The organism is Alphaproteobacteria bacterium LSUCC0719 (assembly GCA_040839025.1).
Classification (GTDB): Bacteria; Pseudomonadota; Alphaproteobacteria; order Puniceispirillales; family Puniceispirillaceae; genus UBA8309.
Window position 1 is genome coordinate 97,966 of record JBFPJN010000007.1, and the last position, 19,929, is coordinate 117,894.

Below are 19,929 nucleotides of genomic sequence, written 5' to 3' on the forward strand. Positions count from 1 at the left end.
TGGAGATAAAAATGGCCCATCTTTTCACCTCTGAGTCGGTTTCAGAGGGGCATCCCGACAAGCTGTGCGACCGTGTGTCGGACACCGTTCTCGACCTGTTTCTCGCGGCGGAACCTGAAGCCCGGGTTGCCTGTGAGACATTTGCCACGACGAACAGGGTGATCATTGGTGGCGAGGTTCGCGCTTCCAAGGACAAGCTTGCCGGCATCCTCGGCGCGATTGAGGGCGCTGTTCGCGGAGCCGTTGCGGATATCGGATATGAGCAGGACAAATTCCACCATGCGCATTTTAAGTTCGAGAACCACCTTCACGAGCAGTCAAGCGATATCGCCATGGGTGTCGATGAGGGCGAGGCAAAGGACGAGGGTGCTGGTGATCAGGGCTTGATGTTCGGTTATGCCTGCCGCGAGACAGACGTACTGATGCCGGCGGCGATTCACTATTCGCACCAGATCCTGAAGCGGCTTGCCGAAATCCGGAAGGCTGATGCCGACTCCATTCTGGGGCCGGATTCGAAAAGCCAGATCACGCTTGCCTATGATGATGATGGCCAGCCGCTTGGGGCACATAAGATCGTGCTGTCCACCCAGCATGCCGATGGTGCCAGCCAGAATGACATCCGCCGGCTGGTTACACCCGTGATCGCCGACATCCTGCCGGATGGCTGGATGGTTGGTGCCGATGATCTTCTGGTCAATCCGACTGGTAATTTTGTTATTGGCGGGCCTGACGGTGATGCTGGCCTGACCGGGCGCAAGATCATTGTTGATACCTATGGGGGGGCGGCGCCCCATGGCGGCGGTGCCTTTTCGGGCAAGGACCCGACAAAGGTCGACCGGTCTGCGGCCTATGCGGCCCGCTATCTTGCCAAAAATGTGGTTGCCGCTGGCCTGGCTGAGCGGTGCACGATTCAGCTTGCCTATGCCATCGGGGTCGCCGCGCCGGTGTCGGTATATGCCAACACTCATGGAACCGGCACTGTTGATGATGCCCGTCTCGAAGCCGCGCTGACCGCTGCGATGCCGCTGACACCGCGTAATATTCGCCAGCATCTTGGCCTGAACAGGCCCATTTATGCACCGACCGCTGCCTATGGTCATTTTGGCCGCACAGCTGGCGAGGCGGGTGAGGGCAGCTTCAGCTGGGAAGCCGTTGATCTTGCGGACAAGCTTGCCGCCTCGGTCTGAGCAGCAGCATGTCCGGCAGTCGGATGATGACCAGACCTGACGGTGACAACCCCCATTTGTCCGGGCCCCATTTCTACGGGCGTCGCAAGGGACGCAAGCTTCGTTCCACCATGCAGGGTTTGCTTGATGAGCAACTCCCCCGGCTTCGCTATCAGCCGGCGAGGCAGCCTGGCGCCCAGTTCGACCAGCATCCCGATGACGTGTTTCTCGAAATCGGTTTTGGCGGTGGCGAAAACCTGGCCGCGGTCGCGGCGGCGCGTCCGGAGGCGGGTTTCATCGGCGCTGAACCCTTTATCAATGGGGTGGCCAGCCTGCTCCGCCATATTGCTGATCACGGCCTGTCCAATATCCGGATCTGGGATGATGATGTGCGGTTGATTCTGGAGGGGATGGCGGATGCCAGCCTTGCCGGTGCCTATGTACTGTTTCCTGATCCGTGGCCGAAGCGTCGCCATGCGGCGCGGCGAATCCTGGCACCGGCCGTGCTTGACGAACTGGCGCGTCTGATCCGGCCAGGCGGCAGTCTCGTTCTGGCCAGTGATCACCCCGTTGCGAAATCCTGGCTTCTTCAGGCAGCCTGTTCACATGCTGATTTCCGCTGGACTGCCCGCCGTCCTGTGAACTGGCGTGAACGCCCTCACGCATTGGTGCCGACGCGCTACATGAAAAAGGCCGAGCGTGAATCCCGGATCCCGAACTGGTTCCTGTTTGAACGTCGTCAGGACTGAACCGGCATCACTTTGTTCTGCCTTGCCATGCCGCCGACAACCGACTATATAGATGGCAACAACATACTGTCGCTTCAGATGGTGGGCCGCTGGCCCACTTTTTTATTGCCTGAAGTCCGGGTGACGGGTGGTGGCTCCGGCCCCGGACATGGCAGCTGTGAAACCGGCCAGACCGGACGCGGCACAAGCAGAAGCGGACAGGCAGAAGCGGTTGGGCAGAAACGGGTAGATTGCAACGTGGTTGAATCACGAGTCAGTCAGATCATTGAAGACGCGGTGGAAGATCTTGGCTTCCAGCTTGTCAGGGTGCGGTTTTCGGGAACGAAGAACGGCCGCAATCAGCTTCAGATTATGGCTGAACCGAAAGAAGACCGTGAAATGACGGTCGAAGATTGCGAGACACTCAGCCGGCATGTTGCGGCGCTTCTGGATGTCGATGACCCGATCACCAGCGCCTATATCCTTGAGGTCAGTTCGCCCGGCATCGACAGGCCGCTGACCCGCATCGAAGATTATGACCGCTTTGCCGGCGAACTGGCGAAACTTACATTGCGGTTCATGCTGGATGGGCGCAAGCGGTTCAATGGCCGGCTTGGCGGACGTAACGAGGATGGAAAGATCATCATCGACACCGCCTTTGGCAAATTCGCCTTTGCCTTTGAGGAGATCGATTCGGCACGAATTGATCCAACTGAAATTTTCACCCGTGAAGCGACCACACGGTCCTGAACGGCATTGTCTACACGTCAAAACCGACGCAACTGAGCAGGTAGAAGAAAAATGGATACATCATCGATCCCAGGACTTGAACTGATCCAGGTCGCCGATGTGGTGGCACGCGAAAAGTCGATTGATCGCGAAGAGGTCATGGTGGCCATGGAAGAAGCCATCCAGAAGGCAGGTCGCGCCAAATACGGGCTGGACCGCGACATCCGCGCGATGATCGACCGGAAAAGCGGTGCCATCACCCTTGAGCGCTGGATCGAGGTTGTCGAGGAGGTCGAGGACGACGCCACCCAGATGAGTGTCGAGGACGGCGCCAAGCAGACGCCCCCGCTTGCGGTCGGTGAATTCTGGCGCCAGTCCCTGCCCCCAATCGAATTTGGCCGTATCGCCGCGCAGACAGCCAAACAGGTGATCTCGCAAAAGGTTCGCGATGCCGAGCGTGCCCGCCAGTATGAAGAATACAAGGACCGTGTCGGCGAGATCGTCGTCGGTACGGTAAAGCGTGCCGAGAGCTACTCCATTACGGTTGATCTCGGTCGCGCCGAGGCGGTGATCCGCCGCGAAGAGATGATCCCGCGGGAAAATCTGCGTCAGGGCGATCGTGTTCGGGCCTACATCATTGATGTCCGTGAAGAGGCTCGCGGCCCGCAGATTTTCCTGTCACGCGCCTGTAACGAATTCATGGCCAAGCTGTTCACCCAGGAAGTGCCGGAAATCTATGACGGCATCATCGAGATCAAGGGTGTCGCCCGCGAGGCCGGCAGCCGCGCCAAGATCACGGTGCTGTCAAAGGATCCGGGGATTGACCCTGTCGGCGCCTGCGTCGGTATGCGTGGCAGCCGCGTCCAGGCGGTGGTTGGTGAATTGCAGGGCGAAAAGGTCGAGATCATTCCCTACACCGAGGATCCGGCTTCCTTTGTTGTCAACGCGCTGGCACCTGCCGAGGTGGCCAAGGTGGTGATGGATGAAGTGGCAAACCGGATGGAGGTTGTCGTTCCCGATGACCAGCTCAGCCTTGCCATTGGCCGCCGTGGACAGAATGTCCGCCTCGCCTCGCAGCTGTCCGGCTGGTATATCGACATTCTGACCGAAGCCGAGGAATCGGAACGACGGCAGGAGGAATTCCGCACCCGCTCCGCGCGCTTCATCGAGGCGCTGAACATTGACGATGTCATCGCGCATCTTCTTGTTGCAGAAGGGTTCGTGCTTCCCGAGGAAATCGCCGAGACACCTATCGCGGAACTGTCAATGATCCAGGGATTCGATGAATCGATCGCTGAAGAGCTTCAAGCCCGCGCCGTCGAGTTTGTCGAGCGTGAAGCACAGCGCATCAACGAGGCCCTTGACGAGCTGAAGGTTGCCGATGATCTCCGCAATTTCGAATATATCAGCCTTGGCATGATGCTGAAGCTTGCCGAGAACGGTATCGTCAGTCTTGATGACCTTGCTGATCTCGACAGTGACGAACTTGTCGAGATGCTGTCCGAGCACGGGCTCGAGGATGATACCGAAGCTGGTGACATCATCATGGCGGCCCGCGCGCATTGGTTCGATGACGAGGAATCCGAGGCGGCTGAAATGCCGGCTGATGATGCCCAAGCTGACACCGGCGATGCGCCGGCGGCAAGCTAGCACCATGGTCCGGAGGAACGCATGGCCGAGCGCACCTGCATCCTGTCCGGCGAGAGCCTGCCACGTGACCGGCTGATCCGGTTCGTTGCCGGCCCTGAAGGTCATGCTGTTGTCGATCTGGCAGAAAAACTGCCGGGTCGCGGCGCGTGGATCGAGCTGAATGCGGACAGCCTGCGCCGGGCTGTTGCCAAAAAGCTGCTGCAGCGGCGAATCGGTGCCGGGATTCAGGACGCAGAGCGTGAAATCACGAATATTGCCGACATGCTGCGGGCGCGTGCCATTGCCACTGCGGGTATGGCGCGCCGTGCCGGATGTCTTGTTGGCGGTTCGGGAAAGCTGGCTGCAGAGGCGGTGGGATTCATCGGCCTTCTTGCCGCGCCCGATGCGTCGGAACGGGAAATGCGGCGCCTGTGTTCACGTCTTGATGTTGAATGGACAAGCCGCTGCCTGATGGCCGAGGAACTTGGTCGGATCTTTGGCCGGGACAGTCTTGCCTTTGTCGGCGTTCGCGCCGGCAGGGCACCAAAATTGGCGGAGACACTCCGTCTTGAGCTGATGCGCATGGAGGTCTTTTCTGTGTCTTCGGCTTGTCAGGCACGGTGATACCGGTGTATCACCGTGCTCACATGGGCGATGGGGTGTGCGGTTCGCGTGGCGGACGCATTCCAATCGCCAGGAAAGGGTTCGTAGATGAGCGACGATAGCGGAAAATCCAAGAAGCTCAGCCTGTCCGGTGGTGGCAAGCTGACACTTGGCGGAATCGAGGCGGGGACGTTGCGTGCCAGTACTGGTGGCGCCGGACGTCGCACCGTACAGGTCGAGGTGCGCCGCAAGCGTGCGCCGGCCGCGCCGCATCGTGCAGCCGCGCCCCAGGTTGAACCTGTCGCGACACCAACACCGCCGCCGCCGGCCGCCGCCACTCCTGAGACTGTTGATTCGGAAGACCGTCTGACCGCGCAGGAACGCGCCGCCCGCGTCCGGGCGCTGCAGGAAGGCATGAAGAAGCCCGACGCCGCGCCGGGCGATGGTGCAACAGGGGACGATGCGCCGGATACGTCACCGGCTGATGATGTGGACGCCGCCGCCGGAGAAGCGGCGAGCGAAGCACAGCCTGATGTGCCGGCAGAGCCGCTTGACCCGGCTGAGGCGCGCCGCGCTGCCGAACTTGCCGAGCTGAAGGAAATCGAAGCCGAGGAAGAGCGCCGCCGCGAAGAAGAGGCGCGCAAGCATTCCGAGGCCAATGCCCGCCGCGCCGCGGCGGCGAATGTCGCCGCTCCGGTGGCAGCACCATCTCCGTCGGGGCCGTCGGCGGTTGACGCGCCTGGCCGCCGCCGCCGCCATGTCGAGGAAATCCCCTCGCGCCGCCCTGCCGCGCCGCGCCGTGATGGTGCTGGCCGCCGCCAGTCCGGCAAGATGACGATTACCCAGGCGCTGTCAGGTGACGAGCAGCGGCGTCAGCGGTCTCTGGCGTCGGTTCGGCGTCAGCGTGAAAAGGCGCGGATGCGTGACGACCAGCCGCAGGTGAAGCAGGTCAGGGATGTCGTCATCCCCGACACCATCACGGTGGCGGAATTCGCCAACAGGATGGCGGAACGCACCGCCGATGTGGTGAAGGAACTGATGAAGCTTGGCGTCATGGCTACGGCAGCCCAGACCATCGATGGCGAGACAGCCGAGCTGGTTGCCCAGGAATTCGGCCACCGTGTGCAGCGGGTGTCCGAATCGGACGTTGAAATCGGCCTTGAAGGTGCCGAGGATGATGCGGCCAGCCTGAAGCCGCGGCCCCCGATTGTCACCGTGATGGGACATGTTGATCACGGCAAGACAAGCCTTCTGGATGCGATCCGGCAGACAGATGTGGCGGCTGGTGAGTCAGGTGGCATTACCCAGCATATCGGTGCCTATCAGATCAACACCTCGGCCGGCAACACCATCACCTTTATCGACACCCCGGGTCACGAGGCCTTTACCGAGATGCGCTCGCGCGGTGCGAATATCACCGATATCGTGATCCTTGTCGTGGCGGCCGATGACTCGGTGATGCAGCAGACCATCGAGGCGATCAACCATGCCAAGGCTGCCGGCTGTCCGGTAATTGTTGCCGTGAACAAATGTGACAAGCCCGACGCCGACCCGAAGCGTGTCAGGAACGACCTTCTCCAGCATGAAATCATCACCGAGGAATATGGTGGTGACGTGCTGTGTGTCGATGTGTCGGCACTTACCGGACAGGGGCTGGACAAGCTTGAAGAAGCCATCATGCTTCAGGCCGAGCTTCTCGAGTTGACCGCCAACCCGGATCGTGCCGCAAGCGGCGTTGTCGTCGAGGCGAAGGTGGAGCGGGGCCGTGGTTCAGTTGCCACCCTGCTGGTGCAAAAAGGCACGCTGAAGCTTGGTGATATTTTCGTCATCGGTGCAGAAAGCGGTCGTGTGCGGGCGCTTTTGGATGACCGTGGCAAAAATCTGCAATCCGCCGGTCCGGGACAACCTGTCGAAATCCTTGGCCTGAACGGCACGCCAATGGCTGGCGACAATTGTGTTGTCGTTGAAACCGAGGGCCGGGCGCGGGAAATTGCCGAATACCGCACAAGGCAGCTCAAGGACCGGGAGGCCGCGCGCGGCGCGCGTGGATCGGTTGAACAGATGCTGTCGGCGATTGCCGCGGGCGAGGCCGAAGAGCTGCCCGTTGTCATCAAGACCGACGTTCACGGGTCTCTCGAGGCGATTCGCGTGGCGCTGGAAAAGCTCGGCACCGACCAGGTGAAGGTGCGGATCCTGTCGGCCGGTGTCGGTGCTATCAGCGAATCCGATATTTCACTGTCCACCGCATCCAACGCCATTGTCATCGGCTTCAATGTGCGTGCCATTCCGCAGGCGCGCGATCTGGCCAAGCGTGACGGCGTGGAAATCCGCTACCATTCGATCATCTACGAGTTGATCGACGAGGTGAAGGCGGCGATGGGTGGTCTTCTCAGCCCGGATACGCAGGAAGATTTCATCGGCTATGCCGAAATCCGTCAGGTATTTGGCGTGTCCAAGGTTGGCAAGGTTGCCGGCTGTATGGTCACCGAGGGGGTCATCAAGCGGGGCTGCAAGGTACGCCTGCTTCGTGACAATGTGGTGATCCATGAGGGCTCGCTGAAGACGCTGCGGCGCTTCAAGGACGAGGTCAAGGAAGTTCGCGAAGGCTTCGAATGTGGCATGGGATTCGAGAATTACTCGGATATCCAGGAAAGCGACATGATCGAATGTTTCGAGCTTCGTGAAGTGGCCCGTACGCTCGACTGATCCGTCGCCGTCCGCGACAAAGAGGACATTATGGCTGGAAAATCGAAGCGGGTCGCCGCCAACATGCCATCGCAGCGCCAGCTTCGCGTTGGCGAGATGCTGCGCCATGCGCTGTCTGAAATTCTGACGCGTGATACCTTTTTCGATCCTGATCTGGATGGTGTACCAATCACCATTTCCGAGATTTCTGTCAGTCCCGATCTGTCCAATGCCCGTGTCTACACGATGCCGCTTGGTGGCGAGCGGGCTGAAACAGTGCTGCCGGCGCTGAACCGGCTGGCGCCGGTGCTGCAGCGCGAGGTCGCCGGACGGGTGCATCTTCGCCGTGTGCCGCGGCTGAAATTCCTGCTTGATAACAGTTTTGAGAATGCGGCCCGGATGAATGTTGTGTTCAACAGCATCCGCAGCGACGACTGAGACCACAGGTCGATGGTGTCGCGAAAGGGCAATCCGGTTCATGGCTGGGTGATTCTCGACAAACCTGAAGGGTTGAGCTCGTCGCGGGCCGTCGGCATTGTCAGGCGCGTCTTTGCTGCCGCAAAGGCTGGCCATGGCGGCACACTCGATCCGCTGGCCACGGGGATCCTGCCAATTGCGCTTGGCGAGGCGACAAAGACGGTCTCCTATGCCATGCACGGTGCCAAATCCTACAGCTTCACCCTGAAATTCGGCGTGCAGACGACAACGGATGACCGGGAAGGCGGCGTTGTCGCAACATCCGATGTGCGGCCATCGCGCGAGGCCATCGCCGCCATCCTGCCAAGCTTTACCGGCCGTATCGAGCAGCGTCCGCCCATTTTCTCGGCGATCAAGATTGATGGCGCGCGGGCCTATGACATTGCCCGCAAGGCGGTGGCGGATGGTCTTGACACGCTTCCGGAACTGGCACCCCGCGAGGTGGAAATCGACCAGCTTGATCTCCGCGACCTGACAGCAGACAGCGCCACCTTCTTTGTGGCATGCGGCAAGGGTACCTATATCCGGTCGCTGGCACGCGACATTGCGCGCGCGCTTGGCAGTGTCGGTCATGTCAGCCTGTTGCGACGGCTGTCTGTCGGCCCCTTTTGCGAAGCGGACGCGATTTCGCTGGCTTTTTTGGAGGAGCTGGAGCATAGTGCCGCCGCTTTCGAGCATTTGAAGCCCGTTACGAGTGCGCTGGACGACATCCCGGCGTTGCCCGTGTCGGCGGGCGAGGCGGCAAAACTCCGTCACGGTCAGACACTCCCGGCGCTGGGCCCTTCGGCCATGGCGCGTTTCGCGGAAGTGTCATCGACCGGAACCGGAGTTGCATTGTTCGGTGATGATCCCGTGGCGCTGGTCACGGTGAAGGCCGGCCAACTGCAACCGCTTCGCGTTTTCAATCTATGACCTTGCGGCCTGGTGCCGGAAGGGAAACCAAAGGAGGTTTCGATGTCGATTACAAACGAACGCAAGGCTGAACTCATCAAGGAATTTGGCAAATCGGATACGGATTCCGGTTCGGCTGCCGTACAGGTCGCCATTCTGACCGAACGGATCGTCAATCTGACCGAGCATCTGAAGACCCACAAAAAGGATTTCGGTTCGCGCCGGGGTCTGTTGTCGATGGTTGGCCAGCGCCGCAATCTTCTCGATTATATCAAGAAGGGTGATGAAGGCGCGTACAAGGAGCTGATCGGCCGTCTTGGGCTGCGTCGGTAATCCCGGTTGCATCAGCGGCCAAGCCCGCATGAGATCAGGCCCGGCAGCCCGCGCAGCCGGGCCTTTTTCATGCCGGGAATCATGGCGGCTATTTCTTGTTTGCAATTTCGCCTGTCGCGTGTCACAACAGCGCCGAACAGGAGAACAGACAAAAGCGCCGGGGCCCATTGATGATGGCGTGGGGGCCCAATAGACCGACACCGCGGACCGAGCGGCGGTCAATCCCCCAAGCACATCCACGGACATATTTCCTGTTGCTGACGCGTGGCCGCGAATCGGTCGCGTGAACGCCATGTTCGCCCAACGGGTCCGGCATTGTGATGATGAAAGAGATACACACCGATGTTTAAGATTTTCCGCAAAGAGCTTGACTGGAACGGCACCCCGCTTGTTCTGGAAACCGGCAAGGTTGCCCGTCAAGCCGATGGCGCGGTCATGGTCAGCCTTGGCGAGACCACCGTCCTTTGTACCGCCGTGGCAGCACAGAGCCCACGACCAGGACAGGATTTCTTCCCACTTACAGTCAACTATCAGGAAAAGGCGTTTGCCGCCGGCAAGATCCCCGGTGGATTTTTCAAGCGTGAAGGCCGCCCTTCCGAGAATGAAACGCTGGTCAGCCGTCTGATCGACCGTCCGATCCGGCCACTGTTCCCGTCCTCCTTCAAATGTGAAACACAGGTGATCTGTACCGTGCTGGCGCATGATATGGAGAACAATCCGGATATCGCCGCGATGGTCGGTGCCTCGGCGGCGCTGTGCCTGTCGGGCGTGCCTTTCTTTGGTCCGATCGCTGCAGCACGTGTTGGCTGGATTGACGGCGCCTATGTTCTCAACCCGACGGTTGAGCAGATGGACGAAACCGACCTCGATCTTGTCGTGGCCGGCACCCATGAAGGCGTTCTGATGGTGGAATCCGAAGCGCAGGAGCTGTCTGAGGAGATCATGCTTGGCGCTGTGAATTTCGGCCATGAGGCGATGAAGCCTGTTCTCGACGCCATTATCGAGCTTGCCGAGAATTGCGCCAAGGAGCCGCGTGCCCTTCCTGAAGAGCCGGCAGAAACCGCTGAAATCCAGGCCGTCATCAACAAGTTTGACAAGCAATTCGCCGCTGCCTACCAGATTGCCGACAAGAGCGATCGCCAGGCGGCGCTCGGTGAAGTGCGGACGGCGATCAAGGAAAAGCTTGGTGATGATTATGACGGCGTTCTCGTCGGCAGCCTGATCAAGGGCAAGGAAGCCGATGTCGTTCGCGGGTCCATCCTGAAGACAGGATCGCGCATTGACGGCCGTGACACGAAGACGGTCAGACAGATTGTTGCCGAGGCAGGCTTCCTGCCGCGGGCGCACGGGTCGGCGCTGTTCACCCGCGGTGAAACTCAGGCCATGGTTGTTGCCACTCTTGGTACCGGTCAGGACGAGCAGATCATCGACGCGCTTGTCGGTGAAAGCCGCTCGAACTTCATGCTGCATTACAACTTCCCTCCCTATTCGGTTGGCGAAGCCGGTCGTGTCGGGTCCCCGGGACGTCGCGAGATCGGTCATGGCAAGCTTGCCTGGCGCGCGCTGCGGCCACTGCTTCCGCGCAAGGAAGACTTCCCCTACACCATCCGGCTTGTGTCCGAGATTACCGAGTCGAACGGCTCGTCCTCGATGGCCACTGTCTGTGGCGGTTCGCTGGCATTGATGGATGCCGGTGTGCCGGTTGATCGTCCGGTGGCAGGTATTGCCATGGGCCTGATCAAGGAAGGTGATGATTACGCCGTGCTGTCGGATATTCTCGGTGACGAGGATCATCTTGGCGACATGGATTTCAAGGTTGCGGGATCCGAAGCAGGCATCACATCTCTGCAGATGGACATCAAGATCACGTCGATCACGCCGGAAATCATGGAGATTGCCCTGGCCCAGGCCAAGGATGGACGCCTCCATATCCTCGGCGAGATGTCAAAAGCGCTGACCTCGGCCCGCGAGGGTCTGGCCGACAGCGCGCCGAAGATCACCACCCTGAGCATCCCGGTCGACAAGATCCGCGACATCATCGGGCCGGGTGGCAAGATCATCCGCGAGATCTGCGAGACCACCGGTGCCAAGATTGACATTGATGATGACGGCACCGTCAAGGTGGCCGCTGTCACCGGCGCGTCGGGCGAGGCCGCGGTGGCGCGGATCAGGGATATCGTTGCCGAGCCTGAGCTTGGCGTGATCTATAACGGCACCGTCGTGAAGACTGTCGATTTTGGCGCTTTTGTCAATTTCCTCGGCGCCAAGGACGGGCTTGTCCATATCTCCGAACTGCAGAACGGCCGGACTGAAAAGACCACCGACATCTGTAAGGAAGGTGATCAGGTCAAGGTCAAGGTCATCGGCTTTGACGACCGCGGCAAGGTCAAGCTGTCGATGAAGCGCGTCGATCAGGAGACGGGTGCCGACCTCGAGGCCGAAGCTGCCGACGAATAGATCCGGTATCGGATATATCGAACAGAAAAACGCGCGTCGTATCCGGCGCGCGTTTTTTTATGCCTGAAACAGACTTGCGGTCAGGCGTCTGCCTCGGGTGGCACAGCCACCGTATTGAAGCCGCCATCGACGAAATGCACCTCGCCGGTGACTCCGGAGGACAGATCGGAGATCAGATAGAGTCCGGACCGGCCAACCTCGTTGATGTCGGGGTTGCGGCGCAGCGGGGCGCTGTCCTCGGCGTGGCGGTAGATATGCCGCGCGCCGGTGATTGCCGCGCCGGCCAGTGTTTTCATCGGGCCCGCCGACATGGCGTTCACCCGGATGTTCTGGCCACCAAGATCGACGGCAAGATAGCGCACCGAACTTTCCAGCGCCGCCTTGGCTACGCCCATGACATTGTAATTCGGGGAAATCCGCTGCGCACCGATATAGCTGAGGGTCAGCAGCGAGCCGCCATCGGGCATCATATGGCGTGCCGCCTGCGCCACCTCGGTAAAGGAAAAGGCTGACACCATCATCGTATCGATGAAATTCCGGCGGCTGGTGTTGAAATAGGCACCCTTCAGTTCCGACTTGTCGGAAAAGGCAAGCGCGTGGACAACAAAATCAATGCTCGACCAGTGGCCGGACAGCCAGTCAAACGCACCGGCAACGGCACCTTCATTGGCCACGTCGCATTCGACCATCAGCTCTGACCCAACCGACTCGGCAAGCGGACGCAGCCTCTTGCCGAACCCTTCCATCTGATAGGTAAAGGCAAGTTCCGCGCCGGCCTCGGCGGCGGCGGCGGCGATGCCCCAGGCACTTGAGCGTTCATTGGCGACGCCCATGATCAGCCCGCGCTTGCCGGCAAGAAGGCCCCCGGACACTCCAGACGTCCCCATGTCAGACCTTCCGCAGCGCCAGCGTGGCGTTGGTGCCCCCAAAGCCGAAGGAGTTCGACAGGGCCAGCCTGATATCGACATCATCGACCCGTGATGTCGGCACCGGAATGTCGCCAATGGCCGGATCCGGGGTTTCGATATTCGCCGAACCGGCAATGAACCCTTCTTTCATCATGATCATGGTGTAGATGGCTTCCTGTACCCCGGTGGCACCAAGCGAGTGACCTGTCAGCGACTTGGTCGATGTTACCGTCGGCAGATAGCCGCGCGGGCCAAACACCTCGCGCACCGCGTCCAGTTCCTTGACATCGCCAACCGGTGTCGAGGTGCCGTGCGCGTTGATATAGTCGACAGGCTCTTCGATCGGCTTGCCGTCAAAACCGTTCAGCGCCAGCTCCATACAGCGAACCGCACCCTCGCCGGACGGGGCAACCATGTCGTGCCCGTCGGAATTCGCCCCATAACCGGCAATTTCGGCATAGATCTTTGCCCCTCGGGCCAGCGCATGCTCCATATCCTCAACCACCACCATGCCGCCACCGCCGGCGATGACAAATCCGTCACGGTCGGCGTCATAGGCGCGCGAGGCCCGTTCCGGCGTGTCGTTATATTTCGATGACATGGCGCCCATCGCGTCGAACAGCACGGACAGGGTCCAGTGAAGCTCTTCACCACCACCGGCAAAGACGATGTCCTGGCTGCCATTGCGGATGGCGTCGACAGCCGACGAAATGCAATGAGCCGAGGTGGAACAGGCCGAGGTAATGGAAAAATTCACACCCTTGATCTTGAAGAAGGTGGCGATACAGGCCGACACTGTCGACGACATGCAGCGTGGCACCATATAGGGGCCAACCCGCTTTGGGCCCTTCTCGCGGGTAACGTCGAAAGCCTGCATCATGTTGGCTGTCGAGGGGCCGCCCGACCCGGCGATCAGTCCGGTACGCGGGTTCGATACCTGATCCTCGTCAAGGCCGGAATCGGCAATGGCCTGTTCCATCGCCAGCACCGCATAGGCCGCGCCATCCCCCATGAAGCGAAGCTGCTTGCGATCGATATGTTCGGCGATATCCATCTTGATGGTGCCATGCACCTGGCTGCGGAACCCAAGCTCGGTATATTCCGGCGCGTGGACAATGCCCGACCGGCCCTCGCGAAGGGACTCCGTGACCTCGGCAACATTGTTGCCGATCGACGATACGATACCAATTCCGGTGATGGCGACGCGACGCATGATCAGGCCTCCTCTGGCTTGAACAGGCCGACGCGGATATCGTTGGCCTCGAACACGGTTTCACCGTCACAAATGACGCGGCCATCGGCAATCCCCATCACCAGCCGGCGCATGATCACCCGTTTCATGTCGATCTCGTAGCGGACAAGCTTGTTTGTCGGCAGGATCTGGCCGGTGAATTTCACCTCGCCGACCGACAGGGCGCGCCCCCGTCCCTCGCCGCCGGCCCAGCCGAGAAAGAAGCCGACAAGCTGCCATAACGCATCCATGCCAAGACATCCCGGCATCACCGGATCGCCCTCAAAATGGCAGGGAAAGAACCACAGGTCGGGATGCAGGTCGAATTCCGAGACGATCTGCCCCTTGCCATGCGCGCCGCCGGTATCATTGATATCGGTGATCCTGTCGCACATCAGCATCGGCGGCATCGGAAGCTGCGGATTGCCGGGTCCGAATAGCTCACCCTTCGCGCAGGCGATAAGGTCGTCGTAACTAAAGGCATTTTGCTGCAGTGGCGGCATGTGGTCTGTCCCCAGATCAGAAGTGAAACCGAACGCTGTGAGGCCGTCTGCCGAGAGGCATGTGGCGGGAAATTCAAGATTGCCGACGGTCACCCATCCTTCATGACCCTGCTGTCGACCGGGTCTCAAAAAAGCACGAAACCGCCCCCAAGGCCAAGGATTATTGACAAGGGATGACCAAGCAAGCATCTTTCTTGCACGATGGTTGATGCGATTGGGAATGATAGTCATCTTGGTGCCGAAACGGCTCTGGCACAGCGTCTTCGCGATGCCGGGCTGCGGCCAACGCGGCAGCGATTGCTGATTGCCGAACTGCTGCTTGATGGCAGGCACCGGCATGTATCGGCTGAAAGCCTGTCCCGCGAAATCCGCGATACCGGAACGCATATGGCGGGCGGCACGATCTACAACACGCTGAACCAGTTCACCGAGGCAGGGCTGCTGCGGCGTGTCACCATACATAATGAGCATAGTGTCTTTGACACCAATACCCAGCATCACCATCATTTCTACGATGCCGCGCGCGACCGGCTGATCGACATTCCTGCCGATGCGGTGACGCTGGCGTCACTTCCCGGCGCGCCGGAGGGTCATGATATCCGGTCGGTCGATGTGCTGATCCATATCGCGTCGCGGGACGGCTGATCACCTGCCGATTATCTGCCGACCACCTGCTGGTGGTTCATGCCGGATGCCGACTGTGACAAAAATAGACAGTTTAAACTCATTCCAAACTGCTTGATCTTGCGGGCGACGCTCCATACCATTATGTCAGGGTCACGCCCCCCTCAGGCGGGCAGCAAGGCGGCAACGCCAACAAGCGGAGACGCCAACAAGCGGAGACAAGGATGAACGAACAGAACAAATGCCCCGTGATGCACGGGGGGATCAAACACACCACCTTTGGAGTGCGCTCCAATCGGGACTGGTGGCCAAACCAGCTGAACCTGAAGATCCTGCATCAGAATTCGGCACTGTCGAACCCGATGGGCCCGGCCTACAACTATGCCGAGGCATTCAAGACGGTGGATCTGGACGTGCTGCGTCAGGAAATCTTCGCCCTGATGACCGATACCCAGGAATGGTGGCCGGCTGATTATGGTCATTACGGCCCGCTCTTTATCCGCATGGCATGGCATAGCGCTGGCACCTATCGCACCGGCGACGGCCGCGGTGGCGCCGGATCGGGAACGCTTCGCTTTGCGCCGCTGAACAGCTGGCCCGACAACACCAACCTCGACAAGGCACGCCGCCTTCTGTGGCCGATCAAGCAGAAATATGGTGAGCGCCTGTCCTGGGCCGACCTGATGATCTTTACCGGCAACTGCGCGCTGGAATCGATGGGCTTCAAGACCTTTGGTTTCTCCGGTGGTCGCGAGGACATGTGGGAGCCGGAAGAGGATATCTACTGGGGTACCGAGGACACCTGGCTCGGCGACAAGCGCTATTCGGGTGACCGCGAGCTGGAAAACCCGCTTGCCGCTGTTCAGATGGGTCTGATCTATGTCAATCCGGAAGGTCCGAACGGCAAGCCCGACCCGATGGCGTCGGCCCACGATATCCGCGAAACCTTCGCCCGTATGGCGATGAATGACGAAGAGACCGTGGCGCTTGTTGCCGGTGGTCATACCTTTGGCAAATGTCATGGTGCCGGCGATGCCGGTCTTGTCGGGCCGGAGCCGGAAGGCGCCGCCATTCAGGAGCAGGGTCTCGGCTGGCACAGCGATTTCGAAAGCGGCAAGGGTGTGCATGCGATCACCAGTGGCCTTGAAGGTGCCTGGACGCCAAACCCGATCAAATGGGACAATGGCTATTTCGACATGCTGTTCGGCTATGAGTGGGAGCTGACAAAGAGCCCGGCCGGTGCCTATCAGTGGACTCCGACCGACGCGTCCGCCGGCACTCTTGTGCCGGACGCACATGATCCGGATCGTCGTCACGCGCCGATGATGGCAACAACCGACATCGCGCTCCGCACCGACCCGGCCTATGAAGAGATTTCGCGTCGCTATCACGCCAACCTCGACGAGTTTGCCGATGCCTTTGCGCGGGCGTGGTTCAAGCTGACACACCGCGACATGGGACCGAAATCACGTTATGTCGGCGCCGAGGTGCCGGCCGAGGATCTGATCTGGCAGGATCCGATTCCGGCGGTTGACCATGCGTTGGTCGATGCGGCTGACATCACGGCCCTGAAGGCAAGCATCATGGAGACCGGCCTGTCGGTATCCGAGCTTGTCGGCGCAGCATGGGCCTCGGCCTCGACCTTCCGTGGGTCGGACAAGCGTGGCGGTGCCAATGGCGGTCGTATCCGTCTTGCCCCGCAGCGTGACTGGGATGTGAACCAGCCGGTCCAGCTCGACAAGGTTCTGAACGCCCTTGAAGGTGTGCAGTCTGCGTTTAACGGCGCGGCTGCGGGTGGCAAGAAAGTCTCGATGGCCGACCTGATTGTGCTTGGCGGCTGTGCTGCGATCGAAGCTGCTGCCGCCAAGGCGGGGCACAAGATCGAGGTGCCGTTCACCCCTGGTCGCATGGATGCGTCCCAGGAGCAGACGGACGTCGAAAGCTTTGCTGTCCTCGAGCCGCTTGCCGACGGGTTCCGCAACTATTTGCAGGCGGATTTTGCCGTATCGGCCGAGGAGCTTCTTCTCGACAAGGCCCAGCTGATGACGCTTTCGGCTCCGGAGATGACGGTGCTGGTTGGCGGGATGCGCGTCCTGAACGCAAATGCCGACACACAGCATGGTGTGCTGACCGACAAGCCCGAGACATTGAGCACGGACTTCTTCGTCAATCTTCTTGATATGGGCACCGAATGGAAGCCGGTATCTGCAGCCGAGGATGTGTTTGAGGGTCGTGATCGTGCAAGTGGCGAGGTCAAATGGACCGGTACGCGTGTCGATCTGGTCTTCGGATCGAATTCGCAGCTTCGGGCCATTGCCGAAGTCTATGCCGGCGCCGGTGCCGAAGCCCGCTTTGTCAGCGACTTCGTGGCTGCCTGGACCAAGGTGATGGACCTCGACAGGTTCGACATCGCGTAACGGCGATTCTCACCGGCAGATCTTCTGAACGGCGCCGTGAGCCAATCGCGGCGCCGTTTCTACATCCGCGTCCTGTTTGACCGGTTCTATTTCAGAACCTCACCGTCAATCAGACCCCACAGCGAAGTGCGGGATACCCAGCCACGCACATCATCAGCCGCAACCTTGCACCATTGTGTCGGGCAGGATTGCAATTCCAGAATCGCGTTGCGTTCAGCGACTGCAACCAGAGCGGACCCGTCATCAGCCTCGTCATAGATTTTGGCTGAACTTGCTGTCACAAGCGCCAGCCGTCTCAGGGACACCACGGAATGATGCATCCAGCCTGTTGTGCCATCATGGTCGACGACTTTGCGCCACACCCCGAATTCGGCCTCAACCCGCAGCGGCAGGCCTGATTTCCGGTAATGCCACAGAATGGGATATTCGGTTCCCGGACCGGCGCGCATGTTCACATTGTCTGATTTCAGCGTGATAAACCGTGGCACCGGCAGGCCGCTGCCACGCACGGTCAGGCGTATTTCCTGCGAATCATCGGCAGCCTGTGCCGGGTGAATGCCGGCAGGACCAGCCACTAGCATCATCATCGCCAATGCTGCCCCCAGGCAAAGCCATGCAAGAAGCGGCAAAAGGACTGGTGTGACATGTCGAAAAGATTTTTTCATCGGTCCCGTGTTCTGATAAGGTCGTGCAGATTCTAATTGCATGGTCATGCGTCCCGTCATTCGGGACATATAGTATGACGTTTTTCCGGACCACGCCATAGATCCGGACCACGCCGGTGGCGTGTGGCTGAAGAGAGTGGAAGGAATGACCCAGAAGAAGCCCGTCGTCTTTCTGACCCGAAAGCTGCCTGACTCGACCGAGACCCGGATGCGCGAGCTGTTCGACGCACGGCTGAATGACAGTGACACGCCATTGTCAGCCGACAAGCTGCGCGCCATCGTCAAGGAGGCGGACGTCCTGGTGCCGACAGTCACCGACCGGATTGACGCCGAGCTGATCAATGCGGCCGGCGACCAGCTGAAGCTTATTGCCTCTTTCGGGACCGGTGTTGATCATATTGACCTTGCCGCGGCGCGGGCGCGCGGCATTACCGTGACGAACACGCCGGGCGTATTGACCGAGGATACCGCCGATGTGGCGCTGGCACTGATGCTGGCCGTGCCGCGGCGCATTGCCGAAGGTGACAAGCGGGCCCGCTCCGGCGACTGGACCGGCTGGTCGCCGACCGGCATGCTGGGTCACCGGATCAACGGCAAACGGCTTGGCATTATCGGCATGGGACGGATCGGGTCCGCCGTGGCGCGCCGCGCGCGCGGGTTCGGGCTGAGCATCCATTACCACAACCGCAAGCCTGTCCACCCCGAAACCGAGGCCGAGCTGGAGGCGACCTACTGGGATTCGCTGGATCAGATGCTGAGCCGGGTTGATATCGTATCTGTAAATTGTCCGCATACCCCTGCCACAAACGGTTTGCTGAACCGCGAGCGGCTGAACCTGATGCAGCCCTCTGCCTATCTTGTCAACACCTCACGCGGTGAGGTGGTGGATGAAGAGGCGCTTGCCGACCTTCTGGCCAGCCGCCACATCGCCGGTGCTGGCCTCGATGTCTATATGGATGAGCCGAACATCACGCCGGCGCTTCTCGAGCTGCCGAATGTTGTGCTGCTGCCGCATATCGGGTCGGCCACCATCGAAGGTCGTCTTGAAATGGGCGACAAGGTGATCATCAATATCCAGACATTCTGGGATGGCCATGCGCCGCGCGACCGCGTGATCGAGTCAATGCTCTAGCTGCCGCAGGTGCTGCAATCGCTGCGCCGCGCCGTGCTGATTTCCATGAACCCGCCGCCGCGCGCGTCAAACAGCAACAGACGGCCTGTCTGCGCGCCGCCGATCTGCAGGATCACATTCACCGCCGTCAGCGCCTGCAGCGTGCCGATCACCCCGGTGACAGGGCCAAGAATGCCGGCCTCGGAACATCCTGGTGCCTGTTTGGCATCCGGCATGGCGGGAAACACACATCTGAAGCAGGGTGAGTCGGGCGTGCCGCTGTGAAACAGCGCCAGCTGCCCCTCGCTTCGCACGGCGCCACCAAAGACAAGCGGCGTTCCGGTGCGGTAGGCCGCGTCGCCAAGAAGATAGCGTGTCTCGACATTGTCCGAACAGTCAATGACAAGGTCATGCGCCGATAACAATGATTCCACATTGGAGGCATCCAGACGTTCACGCCGCGGGGTGATGTCAATCGCCGGGTTCAGCGCTGCGGCAGCGGCGGCTGCCTGTTCAACCTTGGATGTGCCGATGCTGGCGGTTGTGTGCAGGATCTGTCGGTTCAGGTTGGTGAGTTCGACGGTTTCATCATCAAGAATGGTGATATGCCCGACACCCGCCGCCGCAAGATAGAACACCACCGGTGAGCCGAGGCCGCCGGCGCCAATCACCAGCATTCGTGACGCCAACAGCCGTTCCTGCCCCTCCTCGCCGACATCGGGCATGATGACCTGACGGGCGTAGCGTTCAAGATCTGCATCATTCAGCATGG

At 60.3% G+C, this 19,929-nt stretch carries 18 protein-coding genes; 13 read left to right on the forward strand and 5 right to left on the reverse strand.

Features of this window, described 5'->3' with window-relative positions; all coding sequences use genetic code 11:
• Positions 1 to 11: 11 nt before the first annotated feature.
• The 10 genes from metK to pnp all read left to right on the forward strand — a co-directional run bounded on the left by metK (position 12) and on the right by pnp (position 11,698).
• On the forward strand, positions 12 to 1,187 hold the full coding sequence (gene metK / locus AB3X55_12380; GenBank protein ID MEX0504386.1) for a methionine adenosyltransferase: 1,176 nt from the start codon (positions 12 to 14) through the stop codon (positions 1,185 to 1,187).
• A 26-nt stretch (positions 1,188 to 1,213) separates the two neighbouring features.
• Positions 1,214 to 1,915: a tRNA (guanosine(46)-N(7))-methyltransferase TrmB gene (locus AB3X55_12385; GenBank protein MEX0504387.1), complete on the forward strand. Its 702-nt coding sequence runs from the start codon at positions 1,214 to 1,216 to the stop codon at positions 1,913 to 1,915.
• Between the two features lie 237 nt (positions 1,916 to 2,152).
• Entirely contained in the window at positions 2,153 to 2,644 is a 492-nt protein-coding gene (gene rimP / locus AB3X55_12390; GenBank protein MEX0504388.1) for a ribosome maturation factor RimP, read from the forward strand.
• 51 nt (positions 2,645 to 2,695) lie between these two features.
• A complete protein-coding gene (gene nusA / locus AB3X55_12395) occupies positions 2,696 to 4,273 on the forward strand; it encodes a transcription termination factor NusA (GenBank protein ID MEX0504389.1) in 1,578 nt (525 codons plus the stop codon).
• 21 nt (positions 4,274 to 4,294) lie between these two features.
• Positions 4,295 to 4,876 (forward strand): DUF448 domain-containing protein, encoded by a 582-nt coding sequence (locus AB3X55_12400; protein ID MEX0504390.1) that lies wholly within the window; start codon positions 4,295 to 4,297, stop codon positions 4,874 to 4,876.
• Between the two features lie 87 nt (positions 4,877 to 4,963).
• Positions 4,964 to 7,561 carry a translation initiation factor IF-2 gene (infB, locus tag AB3X55_12405; GenBank protein ID MEX0504391.1) on the forward strand — a complete coding sequence of 866 codons (2,598 nt, stop codon included), beginning with the start codon at positions 4,964 to 4,966 and terminating at the stop codon, positions 7,559 to 7,561.
• A gap of 30 nt (positions 7,562 to 7,591) precedes the next feature.
• Positions 7,592 to 7,978 carry a 30S ribosome-binding factor RbfA gene (rbfA, locus tag AB3X55_12410; GenBank protein ID MEX0504392.1) on the forward strand — a complete coding sequence of 129 codons (387 nt, stop codon included), beginning with the start codon at positions 7,592 to 7,594 and terminating at the stop codon, positions 7,976 to 7,978.
• A 12-nt stretch (positions 7,979 to 7,990) separates the two neighbouring features.
• Complete coding sequence (gene truB, locus AB3X55_12415) at positions 7,991 to 8,929, forward strand: tRNA pseudouridine(55) synthase TruB (GenBank protein ID MEX0504393.1); 939 nt, start codon at positions 7,991 to 7,993, stop codon at positions 8,927 to 8,929.
• 42 nt (positions 8,930 to 8,971) lie between these two features.
• Positions 8,972 to 9,241, forward strand: coding sequence for a 30S ribosomal protein S15 (gene rpsO / locus AB3X55_12420; GenBank protein ID MEX0504394.1), 270 nt, complete (start codon positions 8,972 to 8,974; stop codon positions 9,239 to 9,241).
• A 342-nt stretch (positions 9,242 to 9,583) separates the two neighbouring features.
• Entirely contained in the window at positions 9,584 to 11,698 is a 2,115-nt protein-coding gene (pnp, locus tag AB3X55_12425) for a polyribonucleotide nucleotidyltransferase (protein MEX0504395.1), read from the forward strand.
• An 80-nt stretch (positions 11,699 to 11,778) separates the two neighbouring features.
• On the opposite strand, the gene AB3X55_12430 is transcribed toward pnp, so the two are convergent.
• Genes AB3X55_12430 through fabA form a run of 3 tightly spaced genes read right to left on the reverse strand, consistent with a single transcriptional unit; the run spans position 11,779 to position 14,331 of the window.
• Complete coding sequence (locus AB3X55_12430; GenBank protein MEX0504396.1) at positions 11,779 to 12,585, reverse strand: enoyl-ACP reductase; 807 nt, start codon at positions 12,583 to 12,585, stop codon at positions 11,779 to 11,781.
• Position 12,586: 1 nt separating this feature from the next.
• Positions 12,587 to 13,819, reverse strand: a complete 1,233-nt coding sequence (fabB, locus tag AB3X55_12435) for a beta-ketoacyl-ACP synthase I (protein MEX0504397.1) — start codon at positions 13,817 to 13,819, stop codon at positions 12,587 to 12,589.
• A 2-nt stretch (positions 13,820 to 13,821) separates the two neighbouring features.
• Positions 13,822 to 14,331 (reverse strand): 3-hydroxyacyl-[acyl-carrier-protein] dehydratase FabA, encoded by a 510-nt coding sequence (fabA, locus tag AB3X55_12440; protein ID MEX0504398.1) that lies wholly within the window; start codon positions 14,329 to 14,331, stop codon positions 13,822 to 13,824.
• Between the two features lie 210 nt (positions 14,332 to 14,541).
• On the opposite strand from fabA, the gene irrA reads away from it, so the two are divergent.
• Both irrA and katG read left to right on the forward strand, forming a co-directional pair.
• Complete coding sequence (irrA, locus tag AB3X55_12445; GenBank protein ID MEX0504399.1) at positions 14,542 to 14,985, forward strand: iron response transcriptional regulator IrrA; 444 nt, start codon at positions 14,542 to 14,544, stop codon at positions 14,983 to 14,985.
• A 203-nt stretch (positions 14,986 to 15,188) separates the two neighbouring features.
• Positions 15,189 to 17,381 (forward strand): catalase/peroxidase HPI, encoded by a 2,193-nt coding sequence (gene katG, locus AB3X55_12450; protein ID MEX0504400.1) that lies wholly within the window; start codon positions 15,189 to 15,191, stop codon positions 17,379 to 17,381.
• A gap of 86 nt (positions 17,382 to 17,467) precedes the next feature.
• On the opposite strand, the gene AB3X55_12455 is transcribed toward katG, so the two are convergent.
• The gene (locus AB3X55_12455) at positions 17,468 to 17,968 is read right to left on the reverse strand and encodes an SH3 domain-containing protein (protein ID MEX0504401.1); all 501 of its coding nucleotides are present in this window, start codon (positions 17,966 to 17,968) and stop codon (positions 17,468 to 17,470) included.
• Between the two features lie 223 nt (positions 17,969 to 18,191).
• On the opposite strand from AB3X55_12455, the gene AB3X55_12460 reads away from it, so the two are divergent.
• Positions 18,192 to 19,178 (forward strand): 2-hydroxyacid dehydrogenase, encoded by a 987-nt coding sequence (locus AB3X55_12460; protein ID MEX0504402.1) that lies wholly within the window; start codon positions 18,192 to 18,194, stop codon positions 19,176 to 19,178.
• Here AB3X55_12460 and AB3X55_12465 read toward each other — a convergent pair.
• Positions 19,175 to 19,927 carry a ThiF family adenylyltransferase gene (locus tag AB3X55_12465; GenBank protein ID MEX0504403.1) on the reverse strand — a complete coding sequence of 251 codons (753 nt, stop codon included), beginning with the start codon at positions 19,925 to 19,927 and terminating at the stop codon, positions 19,175 to 19,177. The genes AB3X55_12460 and AB3X55_12465 overlap by 4 nt on opposite strands.
• Between the last annotated feature and the right edge of the window lie 2 nt (positions 19,928 to 19,929).